Here is a 15,473-nt window from a genome sequence, read left to right on the forward strand (position 1 = left end):
CGCTGGCTTACCGTGCTGCCTCGTTATTCCCGCCTAGCGTCAAACCCGCTGCACGAACCTTGGCAATGACAGCGGAAGCTGCTGCGCGATCGGCAAAAGGGCCTGCGCGCAACAGGGTCCGGGTCGAACCATCCGCCTGTTTGCGGCGCTCGATATAAGCGGGGACGCCTGCCGCCTTGAGCCTGGTGGCCCAGTCGCGGGCGCTCGCTTCGTCAGGAAATGAACCGAGTTGCACCGCAAAACGGCTGCCCGGTGGCGATACGGGCGTACCCGGATCGGTTTGAGGAGTGGCTTTTGTAGCGGACTTGGCTGGTGCAGCTGAAGACGCGTTCGCCGGGTGGGCATTCGCATCAGGCGAAACCACAGCCGGAGAAGTGTGAGGTGAGGAAGTTCGGGAGGAGCCCGGGGTAGCTGAGCTGCTTGCCGCCTCATCGAGCGCTTGCGGCCCGGTGCCCGGTTCAGTATCGGCGGCGCTGTCGTCGCTAGCGGCTTGGGCTTCTTCGGCTGCTACGGCTTTGGCCGCTGGACGGCTGGGAATATCAATGGCGATATCTGCGGTAACTGGCTTCGGATGGGAATCGAGCACCATCGGCAAGATCACCACGGCCGCGACGACCAGCGCAATGGCACCAACCAGACGCCGCCGCGCACGCTGCTTTTCAGGGAGGGTGGGATCGAGCAGCATGGCATCAGCTTCGCTTGCTGCATCGGTTCGCCGGGTACGCCGCTCGACACGCTCACTACGTGCGTCCGAGCCACCGCCAGTGCGGTTGCCGCGCCGGACAGACTCGCCGTCTTTCTTGCTGGAGGAGAAAAGTCCCATGAATGACTTGAGATTCGAGGCTAGCGCGCGGGCGGTGGGTTAAGCGTTTGATTAATTTTGCTGCGATTTACGGTAGGCCATGACACCCGCTACCGTATGGAAACTGCCGAAAACGACGATTCTATCATTTTCAGACGCCCGGCTTAGCGCATCCTGAAAAGCCTCCGCCGGCGATGCGAAACCCTTGATGCTGCCATTCGTCTCGTCGGCCTTCGGGTTAACACCAGCATCATGCAGCGCATTTTCGAGTTCGGCCGCCGTGGCCGCACGCGTGGTTGGCAACGCGGTGACACACCAGTGGTCTATTTCACCCTTCAGATGTGCAATCACACCGGCGAGGTCTTTGTCACGCATGGCACCAAATACTGCGTAGGTGTACGGAAAGAACCCCATATTGCCGAGATTTTGACCCAGCACCGCAGCAGCATGCGGATTATGCCCAACGTCCAGTACCACTGACGGCTTGCCAGGCAACACCTGAAAACGCCCCGGCAACTCCACCCGCGCCAGTCCCAGACGAATGTCCTGGGCCGATACCGGCAAACGCTCACGCAGCGCTTCGAGCCCCGCCAGCGCCGCCGAAGTATTAATTAATTGATTCGCACCACGCAGCGCGGGATAGGCCAGCGCGGAGCGCCGCAACGTCGGGCCGATATAGCTCCATTGCTGGCGCTCGCTACCAGCCTGCCCTTCGTAACGAAAGTCGCGCCCGAAGAGCCATAGTTCGGCACCGATGCTTTGCGCATAGTCAATCAGTGACTGTGGCGGCAAAGGATCGGCGCAGATCGCCGGTTTGCCCGGGCGGAAAATGCCCGCCTTCTCAGCCGCAATCAGCTCACGTGTTTCACCGAGATATTCGGTGTGGTCGATGTCGATGCTGGTGATGATCGCGCAATCGGTATCCAGCAAATTCACCGCGTCCAGCCGCCCGCCCAGCCCCACTTCGAAGATCACCGCGTCCAGCCCGCGCGCAGCGAAAAGATGCATGATCGCCAGCGTCGTAAATTCGAAATACGTCAGTGACACGGGCTCAGGCAGGCTCAACCGGGCCGCTTCCACGGCGGCGAAATGCGGTAGCAAATCGGCATCGCTCGCCATTTGCCCATTCACCCGGGCCCGCTCGTTAAACGACAACAAATGCGGCGAGGTATGGCAGCCCACGGTATAGCCCGCCGCCAGCAAAATCGCTTCGAGCATGGCGCAGGTCGATCCTTTGCCATTCGTGCCGCCAACCGTGATGACCGGGCAGGCGAAATCAAGCTGAAGTGCATCGCGCACGCGCCCGATACGCGTCAGGCCCATATCTATGCCAACCGGATGCGCCGATTCCAGATGAGCCAGCCACGCCTCAAGCGTCGGAAAAGCGGGGGGGAAAGTTCGGGCATCAGGCAACAGCGTCAGCAGGCTGGCGCGTCAACAGCGCCATCAGTTGTGCCAGTTCAGCGCGCAACTGGCGGCGGTCAACGATCATGTCCACCGCGCCTTTAGTCAGCAGGAATTCAGCGCGCTGGAAGCCTTCCGGCAGCTTCTCCCGCACGGTCTGTTCAATCACGCGCGGGCCGGCAAAACCAATCAGCGCTTTCGGCTCAGCAATCACCACATCGCCAAGGAAGGCGAAGCTCGCCGATACCCCACCCATCGTCGGATCAGTCAGCACGGAGATAAACGGCAATTTGGCGTCCGACAGCTTGGTCAGCATTGCGGTGGTTTTCGCCATCTGCAGCAGCGACAGCAAACTCTCCTGCATCCGCGCGCCGCCTGACGCGGTGAAGCAGATGAAAGGCACTTGCTGCTCAAGCGCGTTTTGGGCACCGCGGGCAAAGCGCTCGCCCACGACAGACCCCATTGAGCCGCCCATAAACGAAAACTCGAAGCAGGCCACCACCACCGGCAAAGTGTGAATCGCTCCACCCATCACCACCATCGCATCGGTTTCGCCGGTGTCTTCGATGGCGTCTTTCAAGCGGTCGGGATACTTGCGGCTATCTTTGAATTTCAGCGCATCGACCGGCAGGATTTCCTGACCAATTTCGTAACGCCCTTCGGGATCAAGCAGGCCATCAAGCCGCTCACGGGCACCAATTCGCATGTGATGCTCGCACTTCGGGCAAACATGCAGGTTGGCTTCAACGTCGTTGCGGTACAGCACCGCCTCACACGACGGGCATTTGATCCACAACCCTTCCGGAATGCTTTTGCGACTTTTCGGATCAGTTTGCTTGATCTTCGGCGGTAGCAGTTTATCGAGCCAGCTCATAGCGCTTCCTTCAAAAGTCCGCGCCAGACAGACCGGGCAAAGGCCCAGCCCGTCTGAACACGGACGGCAAAATTAAGATTGTGATGGGCTAAGGCTATCCATGGCCTCACGAACTTCGGCAATAAAGTGCGTCAGCGTGTCCGCCGCAGTCTCGGGCGGTGCGGCTTCCAGCAACTGCACGATCCGGCTGCCGATCACCACGGCATCAGAAACTTCCGCCACCGCGCGTGCTGTCTGAGCGTCACGGATACCAAAACCAACGCCCACCGGGAGCGGCACATGCGCCTTGATGGCCGGGATTTTACCCGCGATGCTCGCTACATCAAGATTTGCCGCGCCCGTCACGCCTTTGAGCGAAACGTAATACACATAACCGCTCGCAATCTTGCCGACTGCCGCGATCCGTTCAACGCTCGAAGTAGGTGCCAGCAGGAAAATCGGGTCAAGCCCGGCCGCACGCATATGCTGGGCAAACTCGATGGATTCTTCGGGCGGGTAATCCACCACCAGCACACCATCGACCCCCGCGTCCCGCGCCGCCACCACGAAGGCTTCAACGCCCATGCGTTCAATCGGGTTGGCATAGCCCATCAGCACCACCGGAGTGGTGTCGTTGCGCTCACGAAAGCGCTTCACATCGGCCAGCACACGAAGCAGCGTGGTGCCGCGCGCCAGCGCGCGTTCGGACGATTGCTGAATCACGGGCCCATCCGCCATCGGGTCAGAGAACGGCACGCCCAGCTCAATCACGTCAGCACCACCGGCCGCCAGTGCATGCATGAATTCGACGGTCCGCGCGGGGTCTGGGTCACCCGCCGTCATAAAGGGAATCAGGCCCTTCTTGCCCTGCGCGGCCAAAGCCGCAAATGTGTTCTTGATACGGGACATGGAATTTTCTCAAAAATAGGTTTACAGCACGGATCACGCTAACCAGGCCTAGCAATCAGAAAATGAGACTGTGAGGCGGAATCAGTCGCCCGCCTCACCTCGTTCACCTCGCCTAACTGCATTGACGCGTTCACGCGCTATCGCGCAATAACTTTCGTTAATTTCATAGCCGACGAATTCGCGCTGCTGGCGCGCACAGGCTACCGCTGTGGTGCCACTGCCCATGAAGGGATCGAGCACACGGCCGCCTGGCGGGCAGCTTGCCAGCACCATGCGTTCGATGATTTCGAGTGGTTTTTGCGTGGGGTGATCGACCCGCTCGGCGTGCTGACGATGCAGGCGCGACACCGACCAGACATCCTTCGGGTTATAGCCCAGCTCCAGCCACTTGCTGCCTTCGAACAACTTACGCGAACGCGCCTTCTTTGTGACGGCATCGTAGGGGATTCGGATCGGATCGAGATCGAAGTAATACGCTTTCGACACCGCAAAAAAACCAATGTTGTCGTGCACTGAGGTATAGCGCCGGGTCGTACCGCCCATGCTCGGCACGCGCCGGTCCCAGATGATTTCATTCACCATCGTGAGCTGGGTCTTCAGGAAGCTGAAGATTTCCGGTGCGTACTGCCAGGTGCAAAACACGTAGAGCGAGCCACTTGGCTTGAGCTTGGGAATCGCCAGCTCGAGCCACGCCCGCGTCCACGCAAGAAAATCCTCGCCTGAACGCATGTCGGAATCGTTGCCGTAATCCTTGCCAAGCCCATACGGCGGGTCAGCCAGGATCAGGTCAATCGACGCATCCGGCAGATTCACCACATCAGTCAGAAAATTGCGGTTCAGCAGCGTAATGCCTGCGGGCAGCGCCTGGCCAGGCCCAGCGCTGCCATCCTCAGCCTGCATGGTGGAGGCAGCCGAAGCCGGCGCGGCTGGCTGAACTAGCTGAAGCGGATCGAACTCGTCGCGCATCGGAGCGCCGCTCAGAGCGCCAGGCCCGATCGCTCGGCCACCGTATGCATGTCCTTGTCGCCCCGGCCCGAAAGATTGACCAGCAGGTACTTATCTTTAGGCAGCGTGGCGGCAAGTTTGGCGGCATAGGCCAACGCGTGGCTGGATTCGAGCGCAGGAATAATGCCCTCGATGCGGCAGCAGTCGTGGAACGCCTTGAGCGCTTCTTCGTCGGTAATGCAGACGTATTGCGCCCGGCCGCTGTCTTTGAGCCACGCGTGTTCGGGCCCGACACCCGGATAATCCAGCCCGGCAGAAACCGAATGGGTTTCGATAATCTGGCCATCGCCGTCTTGCAGCAAATACGTGCGATTGCCATGCAGCACGCCAGGGCGGCCCCTGGTGAGCGATGCGGCATGACGTCCGGTATCAAGGCCATCGCCCGCTGCTTCAACGCCAATCAATTGCACCGATTGCTCGTCGATATACGGGTAAAAAATCCCTATCGCGTTCGAACCACCGCCAACGCAAGCGATCACGGCATCTGGTTGACGCCCCACCAGTTCGGGCATTTGCACCTTGCATTCGTCGCCAATCACGCGCTGGAAGTCGCGCACCATCATCGGATAAGGATGCGGCCCAGCCACCGTGCCAATGATGAAAAACGTGCTTTCAACGTTGGTCACCCAGTCGCGCATCGCTTCGTTCATCGCATCTTTCAGCGTGCGCGAACCGGATTCGACCGAAACCACGGTCGCGCCCAGCAGCTTCATGCGGTAGACGTTGGCCGCCTGGCGTCGCACATCTTCCGCGCCCATGTAAATCACGCATTCCATGCCAAAGCGCGCGGCAATCGTGGCAGTCGCCACGCCGTGCTGGCCTGCGCCAGTTTCTGCGATGACGCGCGATTTGCCCATGCGCTTTGCCAGCAAAGCCTGGCCGATCACGTTGTTGATCTTGTGCGCGCCCGTGTGGTTCAGGTCCTCGCGCTTTAGAAACAGCTGCGCGCCACCAAGCGTCTCGCTCCAGCGCCGGGCATGATAAACAGGGGAGGGACGGCCGACAAAATACTTTAATTCGTATTCATATTCGGCGATAAAGGCGGGATCTTGCTGGCATTTTTCGTAAGCCTCGCGCAGCTCATCGAGTGCGTGAACCAGCGTTTCGGCCACAAACCGGCCGCCATACTGGCCGAAATGGCCTTGTTCATCGGGGAAGTTGTACATGTCGAACCCATCTCAGTGGGCGAAAACCAAAGCGGTTTCGCCAGAATTAATCCGCATCTGCGGCGCGCACCGCGCGCACAAATGCTGCCATCCGGGCGTGATCTTTCACGCCCTTCGCACCCGCCAGTTCGATGCCGCTGGAGACATCGACCGCATACGGGCGCACACGATGAATGGCTTCACTGACGTTTTGCGCGTTCAACCCACCACTCAAAACGGCCCGAGGCGCGAGTTCTGCTGGAATAAGTGACCAATCGAAGACCTTCCCGCCGCCGCCATAGCCTTCGACATGGGTATCGAACAAAAGGCCGCTGGCAGCTGAATAGTTAAGCGCGGATTCTAGCAAATCAGCTTGCCGGGTATCGGCCGCGACGCGTAACGCGCGCAACCAGGGCAAACCGGCCTGGTGTGCAAGCGACGCGCATTGCTCCGGCGTTTCATCGCCATGAAACTGCAATACGTTCAACGGAATCGCTGCCGTCACTTCTCGAATCCATGCAGGTGCCGCATTCACAAAAAGCCCCACCAGCGCAATAAAGGGGGGCACCTCGCGCACCAGTTCAAGCGCCTGAGCCACGCTAAGAGCACGTGGGCTGGGCGGGTAGAACACGAGACCAATCGCGTCCGCGCCAAGTTCAGCCGCACAGGCCACGTCAGCGGGCTTCGACAAACCGCACAGCTTGATCCTGGTGCGGCGCAGCGACGGCGCAGCGGAGGCCGGATGAGCAGGGTTAGCGGAATGGCCATCCGCTGGAGAAGTGAAATGCTGACTCATGATGTTGCAGGATCGCTCCAGACCACGCCCCACGGCACGCTTGCGAGCGTAGCAGCGGGAACCGCGAATTTTTCAGGATAGCCGACCTGAGCTAGATACAGGCCATCAGGCATAAACGTCGGAGCCGCGAGATGCCGCTCGCGGCTCGCCAGCACCTCGGAAAGCCACTCGACCGGATAGCGCCCACGGCCAACTGCGACCAGACAGCCCATCAGATTACGCACCATGTGATGCAAAAACGCATTCGCCCGGAAACGAAAATGGATAAAGCTGCCCTGCTGGCGGATATCAATTTGATGCATCTGCTTGACCGGCGTTTTGGCCTGACATTGGGACGAACGAAAGGCTGAAAAATCATGCTCGCCAATCAGACAAGCGGCCGCCGCGCGCATCGCATCGAGATCTAACGGCGTATGCACCCAGCCAGACAGCCCCGCCAGCATCGCCGAGCGCACCGCGCTGACGTGCAGCACGTAGAAATAGGTGCGCTCGAATGCAGAGAACCGGGCGTGAAACGGCTCAGGCATAGGCTTGGCCCACTGCACGGCAATCGTCTCAGGCAAAAAGGTGTTGGTGCCACGCACCCAGGAAAACTCAGTGCGCTCAAGCTCAGTATCAATATGAACCACCTGACCCAAGCCATGCACGCCGGTATCGGTGCGCCCCGCGACGATTGTCTTCAACGGCGTCTGCGCGAAGGCGCACAGCGCACGCTCCAGCTCATCTTGCACCGTGCCGCCGTCGCGCTGAGACTGCCAGCCGCGAAACGGACGGCCATCGTACTGAACGCCAAATGCGATACGCATTACGCGTGCGGCTCAAGCGTCGCTAGCAACGCGTAGGCGTCTTCGCGCGTGGGCACATCGTTCGATTCGATGACTTCGTAGATCAGCGCGCGAGCACCCGCCAAATCGCCAAGCTCAACGTATTCGGCAGCGAGATCCAGTTTGTTGCGCGCGATTTTCGACAGATCTGCCGCGCTAAACGCAGGCAGGACATCCGCTGAACCGGCTGGCAATTCAAGATCAAAATCGAGATTGAGCACGCCAAAACGTGCCGCGCCCAAGCCAGCTACCGCAGGTGGTAGCGCTTGAGTAACGGGCTCTGGTTCCGGCACTGATGCAGGAGGTTCCGCCGCAACAGGCTCGCTGAATGAAACAGCGGCTTCGCCAGAATGAGGTGCCGCGGGTGTTTCGTCTTGCGCCGCAGCCACGTGATGTGTGCCGTCGGTATCGGCGCTGTCATCGCTATCGGTTGCCATCTCGCCTGAGGCCAGCGGCGCGCGCGGCGGCAACGGCATGTTGAGGCTGCCTAGCGCATCAAGAACAGCGAGAGGGAGTCCCATCGGGGCTACTGCATGCGGCGAGGTCTCAGCAGCAGGCGCTGGTTCCATGTCATCAGCGTCATCGGCGGCAAGCTCATCAGCCTCATCAACAGCCTCAGCGTCACTAGACGGCACGGCTGCCAGCGATGCGTCGTCATGCATAGCGGAAGCCACGACGGGCTCAGGTGATTCATCGGCCGATAAGGTATCTGGCTGCTCATGATCCGCTGACGCTTCATGCGCTTCGAGGGACTTTGCCACGCCCTGATCCGCTGGCTCAACGTCATCCAGCGGAAACACCCTCACAGGCAACGCCGGCTCCGGCTCAACGGCAGCAACATGGCGGCCTGTCTCAAGAGCAGAATCGTGCGCAACGTCGCCGGGCCCGGGCCACGTAGGTTCATTCTGCCGATCAGGAGTAACAGGAAACTCAGGCTCGCCGTCCCTATCGTTAGCGCTGCCTGCAACGGCAGAAACACCCGCATCTGGCACCGAAGCATGCAACGCCTCCGCAGCGGTAACCGGCAGCCCAACCACCTCGTGTTCAGTTTCAGTTGTGAGCGTCGAATCTGCCGCTGCCTGGCGCGCAAGCGCGGCCCGATTGCGACGGCGCAACAGCAAACCCACGAGCAACAGCACCAGCGCCACACTCACCACTACCGCAAGCAACGCTAAGCGCAGGTCGATTTTCGAGATGTCAAATGGACCAATCATGTGCCGCGCCGCAGGCATTGCGGGAACCGCAAGAACAGGTGCGGCGGCGGAAGCCGCCAGCGCAGAAGCTGCCACCGGTTTCTTCGTGCCGATACCGTGCTTTTGCAGCTCCATCAACACGCGATTTTTTAATTCAAGCAGTTGCTGAAGACTGGACACCTTCGCTGGAGCAGACTTGGCAACGCCAGACCCCGGCACGCTTGATGCTAATACCGCTGGCACAGGAGCAGGAACAGAAGCCGGGGCAGTCACGCTAGCAGCCATGGCGGCGGCATTCGTCTCGGCCACGCTGGCTGCATCGGGTCCGCTTGCGTCACTAGCACCAGTAGCACCAATAGCGCCAGAGAGTGGACGCACCGCACCGCTCCAGATATGGGCACCCGTTGCTGGCTGGGCTGGAGCGGCTTGATGCGCTGATGGAACTGACGGCGCGCCCAGAGCCGAGGGCGCGCGCCCCACGTGAGCGGCTGAGGAAGCCAAAGCCGGTTGCGCTGCCACAGACGCACTCGCTGAAACAGCATGGCCAGCGGTTGCGCCAACAGCCGCCGAAGCACCTTGCGCGGCTGGCGCAAAGACGGCTGCCACAGGAGGCCAAACGAGCTTCGGCACGCTCACTGCGGCTTCAGGCGCGGGACTTGTGGCCATCGAGGCACTAGCGTGATGAACCTCTGCGACACGCTTAGCTGCGCCTGCATCGTTATGTGCGGCAGCGGCAGCCGTAGCCGCCGTAGCAGATCCGCCCTGCGCTGCCGCTGCGGTGGCGGTGCTTGCACGCGTTTTCGCGTTTACGCTGCTCGCCTTCTTTTTCTCTCCACTCGCCACGACTGCCCGGCCTGACGCATCAAGCGGCGGCACCTGCAACACCGCGCCGATCTTCACGCGATTCAGGTCACCCTTCATAAACGCTTTAGGATTCGCCTCAAACAATGCCTGCGAGGCGCGCAACAGAACAGCGGGATCAGTCGACTGGGTAATAATCATCGCCGCATCGTTCAGCGACTCCCCTTCACCGATTTGATAATGAGTTACCAGCGAGTGCGTGGCCGTGGCAGTGGCCGCAGCGGCCCCCGCTTGCGCATGAACTGCACCCGTTCCGGTAATTAAGCAGGCAGTGAATAATGTCGCAGCCAAACCACCGATACGACGGCCGGAAGTCAGTTGAAAGAAAATGGGTCGAACAGTCATCGAAATCCTTGGCGCGCTAGCGTGCAGCCCTTGTTTGCAATGGGATAGAGGGGGAGACAGGATTATCGGGCACATAAAAAAAGCGCCGCGAAAAACGCGACGCTTTTGGTTTTCTACTCTATACGCCGTAACCGCGTAGTTTACTTTACTTGTCCAGCAAGATGCGCAGCATGCGACGCAATGGTTCAGCCGCGCCCCACAATAGCTGGTCACCCACCGTGAACGCCGAAAGATACTCACCGCCCATCGCCAGCTTGCGCACACGGCCGACTGGCACCGTGAGTGTTCCGGTAACAACCGCAGGCGAAAGATCACGCATGGTGGCTTCACGCTCATTCGGCACAACCTTGACCCAGTCGTTAGCAGACGCAAGGATGCTGTTCACTTCATCAAGCGGCACATTCTTTTTTAGCTTGATCGTGAGTGCCTGGGAATGGCAGCGCATTGCACCAATTCGCACGCAGAGGCCGTCGACCGGTATCGAACCTGGTTCGCCCATAGCTGGCTTGCCGAGAATCTTGTTGGTTTCCGCACCGCCTTTCCATTCTTCCTTCGACATGCCATTGCCGAGATCCTTGTCGATCCAGGGAATCAGCGATCCGGCCAACGGCACGCCAAAGTGCTCAGACGGCATGCGCTCGCTATTCATCGCGGCCAGCACACGCCGGTCGATATCGAGAATGGCCGATGATGGATCAGCCAGATCTTCCTTCGCCGCGCCATACAACGTGCCCATTTGCTGAAGCAGCTCACGCATGTTTTGCGCACCCGCACCAGAGGCCGCCTGGTAGGTCATGGCCGTAATCCAGTCGACGAGATTTTCGCGGAACAAACCGCCCAGCGCCATCAACATCAGGCTAACGGTGCAATTGCCACCGATGAAATTCTTTTGCCCTTTAACCAGCGCGTTTTTGATTACATCGTGGTTAACCGGGTCAAGGATGATGACTGCATCGTCCTGCATCCGCAGCGATGATGCCGCGTCGATCCAGTAACCGTTCCAGCCAGCCGCGCGCAACTTTGGAAACACCGCGCTGGTGTAGTCGCCACCCTGGCAGGAAATAATCGCGTCGCATTTTTTCAGCTCATCAATGCTGGTCGCATCTTTAAGCCGGGTCTCGTTTTTAGCGAACGCTGGTGCGTCACCGCCCGTATTGCTGGTGCTGAAAAACACCGGTTCGATCAGATCGAAATCACCTTCCTGCTGCATGCGTTGCATCAGGACGCTGCCGACCATACCGCGCCAACCCACGAGACCTACGTTCATGACTTCATACCCTTCGAGTGGACACTTCCCCGCTACTTTGCCCGGCGTGACCGCGCGGGGAAGACAGGCGGGCACGGCGGACGATCAGCGTGTGATCGTTTTCGGGGTAATCGTTTTGATGGAAATAGCGAGTTCAGTGGCACGGGCCGTATCGCCGTGAGCACCTGAAACCAAAGAAATAAGAGAAATTTTCGCCATCCCGGCAGTCTACACGAAAACCCTGTTTTGACAGCCTGGCTGCCAGTTTATGAGCGAATTACCCGGAATTAGGGGCGATTCGCTCATATTCGGTACAGAATGCGACCCGCCAGTTACAGCGCCGCAACCACGGCATCGCCCATCGCCACCGTGCCAACCTGCTGGCAACCTGGCGTCAGGATATCGCCCGTGCGATAGCCCTGTTCCAGCACTTGCTGCAGCGCATTTTCAATACGTTGAGCCTGCTCAGCGCGATTCAGCGAATAACGCAGCATCATCGCTGCCGACAAAATAGTGGCCAACGGATTAGCCACGCCCTTGCCTGCGATATCAGGGGCCGAACCGTGCGACGGCTCATACAAGCCCTTGTTGTTTTTATCGAGCGAGGCCGATGGCAGCATGCCAATCGAACCAGTCAGCATCGCGGCTTCGTCGGACAAGATATCGCCAAACATATTGCCCGTGACAATCACATCGAACGATTTCGGCGCTTTCACCAGCTGCATCGCGGCGTTATCGACATACATATGCGACAGCTCAACCTCTGGGTATTCTTTGGCGACGTCGATCATCACGTCTTTCCAGAATTGCGAGGTTTCGAGCACATTCGCCTTGTCAACCGAGGTCAGCTTTTTGTCCCGCTTTTGTGCCGCCTGAAACGCCACATGTGCAATCCGGCGCACTTCAGGCTCGGCATAACGCATCGTGTCGAAGCCCTCTTTTTCGCCCTTGAACAGGCCGTCTGGTGCCTCGCGCACGCCACGTGGCGCGCCAAAATAAATGTCGCCGTTCAACTCACGCACGATCAGGATATCCAGCCCGGAAACAATTTCGGGCTTGAGAGATGAAGCGCCTGTTAGTTGCGGATAGCAGATCGCCGGACGGAAATTGGCGAACAGCTGCAAATGCCGACGCAAACCCAGGATGGCCTGTTCCGGGCGCAGCGCGCGCTCCAGCGAATCGTATTTCCAGTCACCCACTGCGCCAAACAGAATCGCATCCGCAGCCTTTGCCAGTGCTAGCGTTGCATCAGGCAGCGGATGCCCACTAGCTTCATATCCCGCACCGCCAACCGGCGCTTCTTCAAGTTCGAATTTTTCGTCCAGCGCGTTCAGCACCTTTACGGCTTCTTTAATGATTTCTGGACCAATGCCGTCGCCCGGCAACACTGCGATTTTCATGCGAATTTCCCTGGAGATATGTTTCAAACGCTTTAGTCAGCAATGCGATGGTTAAGCCATGGCTGCTTCACCAGACGCTCCGCTTCGAATTGACGGATTTTGTCCGCGTAACGCAGCGTAAGGCCAATATCGTCGAAACCGTTCAGCAAACAATATTTACGGAAGGCCGCCACTTCAAACGGGTATTCAGCACTGCCACTGGTAGTGCGAACCACTTGCGCGTCAAGATCAATAGTCAGCTGAAACCCGATAAAGGCATTGGTTTCCGTGAATAAATGATCGACTTGCTGCTCAGTCAGCACAATCGGTAACACGCCATTCTTGAAACAGTTGTTGTAGAAAATATCCGCGAAACTCGGCGCGATCAGCGCGCGGAAGCCATATTGCTGCAACGCCCAGGGCGCATGCTCACGCGAACTGCCACAACCGAAATTCTTGCGTGCCAGCAAGATCGACGCACCTTGATAACGCGGCTGGTTCAGCACGAAATCAGGATTGAGCGGGCGCTTCGAATTGTCCTGACCAGGCTCGCCATGATCGAGATAACGCCACTCGTCAAACGCATTTGGACCAAAGCCGGTGCGCTTGATTGATTTCAGAAACTGCTTCGGAATGATGGCATCGGTGTCGACGTTTTCACGATCGAGCGGTGCTACCAGGCCGGTGTGTACGATGAATTTATCCATGACGTCTGATACCTGTTCAAAGTCGGTCGCGGCGCTTTGAAGTGAAAACGCTCGCCGACAAAAATCGAAAACCGTAATTTATGTCTTGTTACTGATCGAACTGCCGAGGTGCTGCAAATCACGGCCAAAACCATGCACTGTGTTGCAACCCGCTAATCCAGCCAGCACCACGGCCAGCACTCCGAACCCAAGGCCGCGCAGTAACGCAGGAAGACTGAAGTGCTTCATCCGGATCACCCCAGTTGGCGAATATCGACGAAATGCCCCTCGATCGCCGCTGCGGCAGCCATGGCAGGGCTCACGAGATGAGTCCGGCCACCCGCGCCTTGCCGCCCTTCAAAATTGCGGTTTGAGGTCGATGCGCAGCGCTCACCCGGCTCCAGTTGATCGGCATTCATCGCCAGACACATCGAACAGCCTGGCTCACGCCATTCAAACCCTGCGCCGAGAAAAACCTTGTCGAGCCCCTCGCGCTCGGCTTGCGCCTTCACCAGACCAGAACCCGGTACAACCATCGCCAGCCGGATATTCGGCGCTATCCGGCGGCCCAGCTTCTGCACCACGTAAGCTGCAGCACGCAGATCTTCAATCCGGGCATTCGTACACGAGCCGATGAAAATCTTGTCGAGCTGGATGGACTCGATGGCCAGGTTTGGCGTCAACGCCATATAACGCAACGCACGTTCCATCGCGTCTCGTTTCACCGGATCTTTTTCACGCTCAGGGTCAGGCACGCGGCCATCAATCGAAGTCACCATTTCGGGTGACGTACCCCACGTAACCTGCGGCACGATCTCTGCTGCATTCAGTTCGACTACGCGATCAAACGCCGCACCTTCATCTGACTTGAACTGCTTCCAGTATTCGACCGCATGCTGCCACTCAACGCCTTCGGGCGAGAACGGCCGGTCTTTCAGGTAATGAATGGTGGTGTCATCCACGGCAACCATGCCAGCACGAGCACCCGCCTCGATGGCCATGTTGCAAACCGTCATGCGTCCTTCCATCGACAACGCACGAATAGTCGAGCCGCCAAATTCAATCGCATAACCAGTACCACCGGCCGTGCCGATCTTGCCGATGATGGCCAGCACGATGTCTTTTGCGGTGCAGCCGCGCGGCAGCGGCCCTTCGACCCGCACCAGCATGTTTTTGCTCTTTTTTTGCAGCAGCGTTTGCGTGGCCAGCACGTGTTCGACTTCCGAGGTACCAATGCCATGCGCCAGCGCGCCGAACGCGCCATGAGTGGAGGTATGGGAATCACCACAGACGATCGTCATGCCAGGCAACGTCGCACCCTGCTCAGGCCCAATGATGTGAACAATGCCCTGACGCAGGTCATTCATCTTGAACTGCGTAATACCCGCAGCATCACAGTTGGCATCGAGCGTATCCACCTGAAGCCGGGAAACCGGATCGGCAATGCCATGGCTGCGGTCGGTGGTCGGTACGTTGTGGTCGGAAACGGCAAGATTCGCACTAACACGCCACACCGGACGCTGTGCAAGCCTCAGGCCTTCGAACGCCTGGGGGCTGGTGACTTCATGCAGCAAATGGCGGTCGATATAAAGCAGCGTCGTGCCATCTTCTTCGGTGTGGACCACATGGGTGTCCCACAGTTTGTCGTAGAGCGTTTTAGCCATGGTATGCAGGGAAAAGTAGTTACCACTACGGGCAATTTGTATGCGGCCGATTATGCCACGTGACATCTTTTTTTTGCGCCCATATTCCCAAAAAACCGATAAAAAACATGGAGTTGGGTGGTAGTTCCAATACCTGTACTAGTGTTACCCGGAAAGTGGAATAGATGAAATTCAACGCCAGCAGGTGAGACCCCGAGCACCCTTCTTTTTGGCAGGAGAACGTAGCCAGATAACACTCGCCCGCCAACACTGCGCGGGCAAGAATCAGCGGTGAATTTACGCTTCATGTACCTCTTCTATGCGTCACACCGGATAAAAAAATGCCCTGGCGCGTAGTTCAACCCGCCAGGACATTCGTTTC

14 protein-coding genes are annotated in these 15,473 nt (G+C 58.6%); all 14 read right to left on the reverse strand.

Features of this window, described 5'->3' with window-relative positions; all coding sequences use genetic code 11:
• Nucleotides 1–7: 7 nt before the first annotated feature.
• Nucleotides 8–823 (reverse strand): SPOR domain-containing protein, encoded by an 816-nt coding sequence (locus GH656_RS17195; protein WP_153077236.1) that lies wholly within the window; start codon nt 821–823, stop codon nt 8–10.
• 51 nt (nt 824–874) lie between these two features.
• The gene (gene folC, locus GH656_RS17200) at nt 875–2,215 is read right to left on the reverse strand and encodes a bifunctional tetrahydrofolate synthase/dihydrofolate synthase (protein ID WP_153077237.1); all 1,341 of its coding nucleotides are present in this window, start codon (nt 2,213–2,215) and stop codon (nt 875–877) included.
• Nucleotides 2,208–3,080: an acetyl-CoA carboxylase, carboxyltransferase subunit beta gene (accD, locus tag GH656_RS17205; protein WP_153077238.1), complete on the reverse strand. Its 873-nt coding sequence runs from the start codon at nt 3,078–3,080 to the stop codon at nt 2,208–2,210. The genes folC and accD overlap by 8 nt, the downstream gene beginning before the upstream one ends.
• A gap of 72 nt (nt 3,081–3,152) precedes the next feature.
• The gene (gene trpA / locus GH656_RS17210; protein ID WP_153077239.1) at nt 3,153–3,968 is read right to left on the reverse strand and encodes a tryptophan synthase subunit alpha; all 816 of its coding nucleotides are present in this window, start codon (nt 3,966–3,968) and stop codon (nt 3,153–3,155) included.
• An 81-nt stretch (nt 3,969–4,049) separates the two neighbouring features.
• A complete protein-coding gene (locus GH656_RS17215; RefSeq protein ID WP_246184360.1) occupies nt 4,050–4,868 on the reverse strand; it encodes a DNA-methyltransferase in 819 nt (272 codons plus the stop codon).
• A gap of 77 nt (nt 4,869–4,945) precedes the next feature.
• On the reverse strand, nt 4,946–6,139 hold the full coding sequence (gene trpB / locus GH656_RS17220) for a tryptophan synthase subunit beta (RefSeq protein ID WP_153077241.1): 1,194 nt from the start codon (nt 6,137–6,139) through the stop codon (nt 4,946–4,948).
• A 46-nt stretch (nt 6,140–6,185) separates the two neighbouring features.
• Complete coding sequence (locus GH656_RS17225; RefSeq protein ID WP_153077242.1) at nt 6,186–6,914, reverse strand: phosphoribosylanthranilate isomerase; 729 nt, start codon at nt 6,912–6,914, stop codon at nt 6,186–6,188.
• A complete protein-coding gene (truA, locus tag GH656_RS17230; protein ID WP_153077243.1) occupies nt 6,911–7,720 on the reverse strand; it encodes a tRNA pseudouridine(38-40) synthase TruA in 810 nt (269 codons plus the stop codon). The genes GH656_RS17225 and truA overlap by 4 nt, the downstream gene beginning before the upstream one ends.
• Nucleotides 7,720–10,137 carry a FimV/HubP family polar landmark protein gene (locus GH656_RS17235; RefSeq protein ID WP_174769820.1) on the reverse strand — a complete coding sequence of 806 codons (2,418 nt, stop codon included), beginning with the start codon at nt 10,135–10,137 and terminating at the stop codon, nt 7,720–7,722. The genes truA and GH656_RS17235 overlap by 1 nt, the downstream gene beginning before the upstream one ends.
• Nucleotides 10,138–10,282: 145 nt before the next feature.
• Complete coding sequence (asd, locus tag GH656_RS17240) at nt 10,283–11,404, reverse strand: aspartate-semialdehyde dehydrogenase (RefSeq protein ID WP_153077245.1); 1,122 nt, start codon at nt 11,402–11,404, stop codon at nt 10,283–10,285.
• Between the two features lie 311 nt (nt 11,405–11,715).
• Nucleotides 11,716–12,783 carry a 3-isopropylmalate dehydrogenase gene (gene leuB, locus GH656_RS17245; protein ID WP_153077246.1) on the reverse strand — a complete coding sequence of 356 codons (1,068 nt, stop codon included), beginning with the start codon at nt 12,781–12,783 and terminating at the stop codon, nt 11,716–11,718.
• A gap of 32 nt (nt 12,784–12,815) precedes the next feature.
• Complete coding sequence (gene leuD, locus GH656_RS17250) at nt 12,816–13,469, reverse strand: 3-isopropylmalate dehydratase small subunit (RefSeq protein WP_153077247.1); 654 nt, start codon at nt 13,467–13,469, stop codon at nt 12,816–12,818.
• 78 nt (nt 13,470–13,547) lie between these two features.
• A complete protein-coding gene (locus tag GH656_RS17255; protein WP_153077248.1) occupies nt 13,548–13,697 on the reverse strand; it encodes an entericidin A/B family lipoprotein in 150 nt (49 codons plus the stop codon).
• Nucleotides 13,698–13,702: 5 nt separating this feature from the next.
• Nucleotides 13,703–15,112 (reverse strand): 3-isopropylmalate dehydratase large subunit, encoded by a 1,410-nt coding sequence (gene leuC / locus GH656_RS17260; protein ID WP_153077249.1) that lies wholly within the window; start codon nt 15,110–15,112, stop codon nt 13,703–13,705.
• Nucleotides 15,113–15,473 lie beyond the last annotated feature (361 nt).

The sequence above is a fragment of the Paraburkholderia bonniea genome (assembly GCF_009455625.1).
Lineage (GTDB): Bacteria > Pseudomonadota > Gammaproteobacteria > Burkholderiales > Burkholderiaceae > Paraburkholderia > Paraburkholderia bonniea.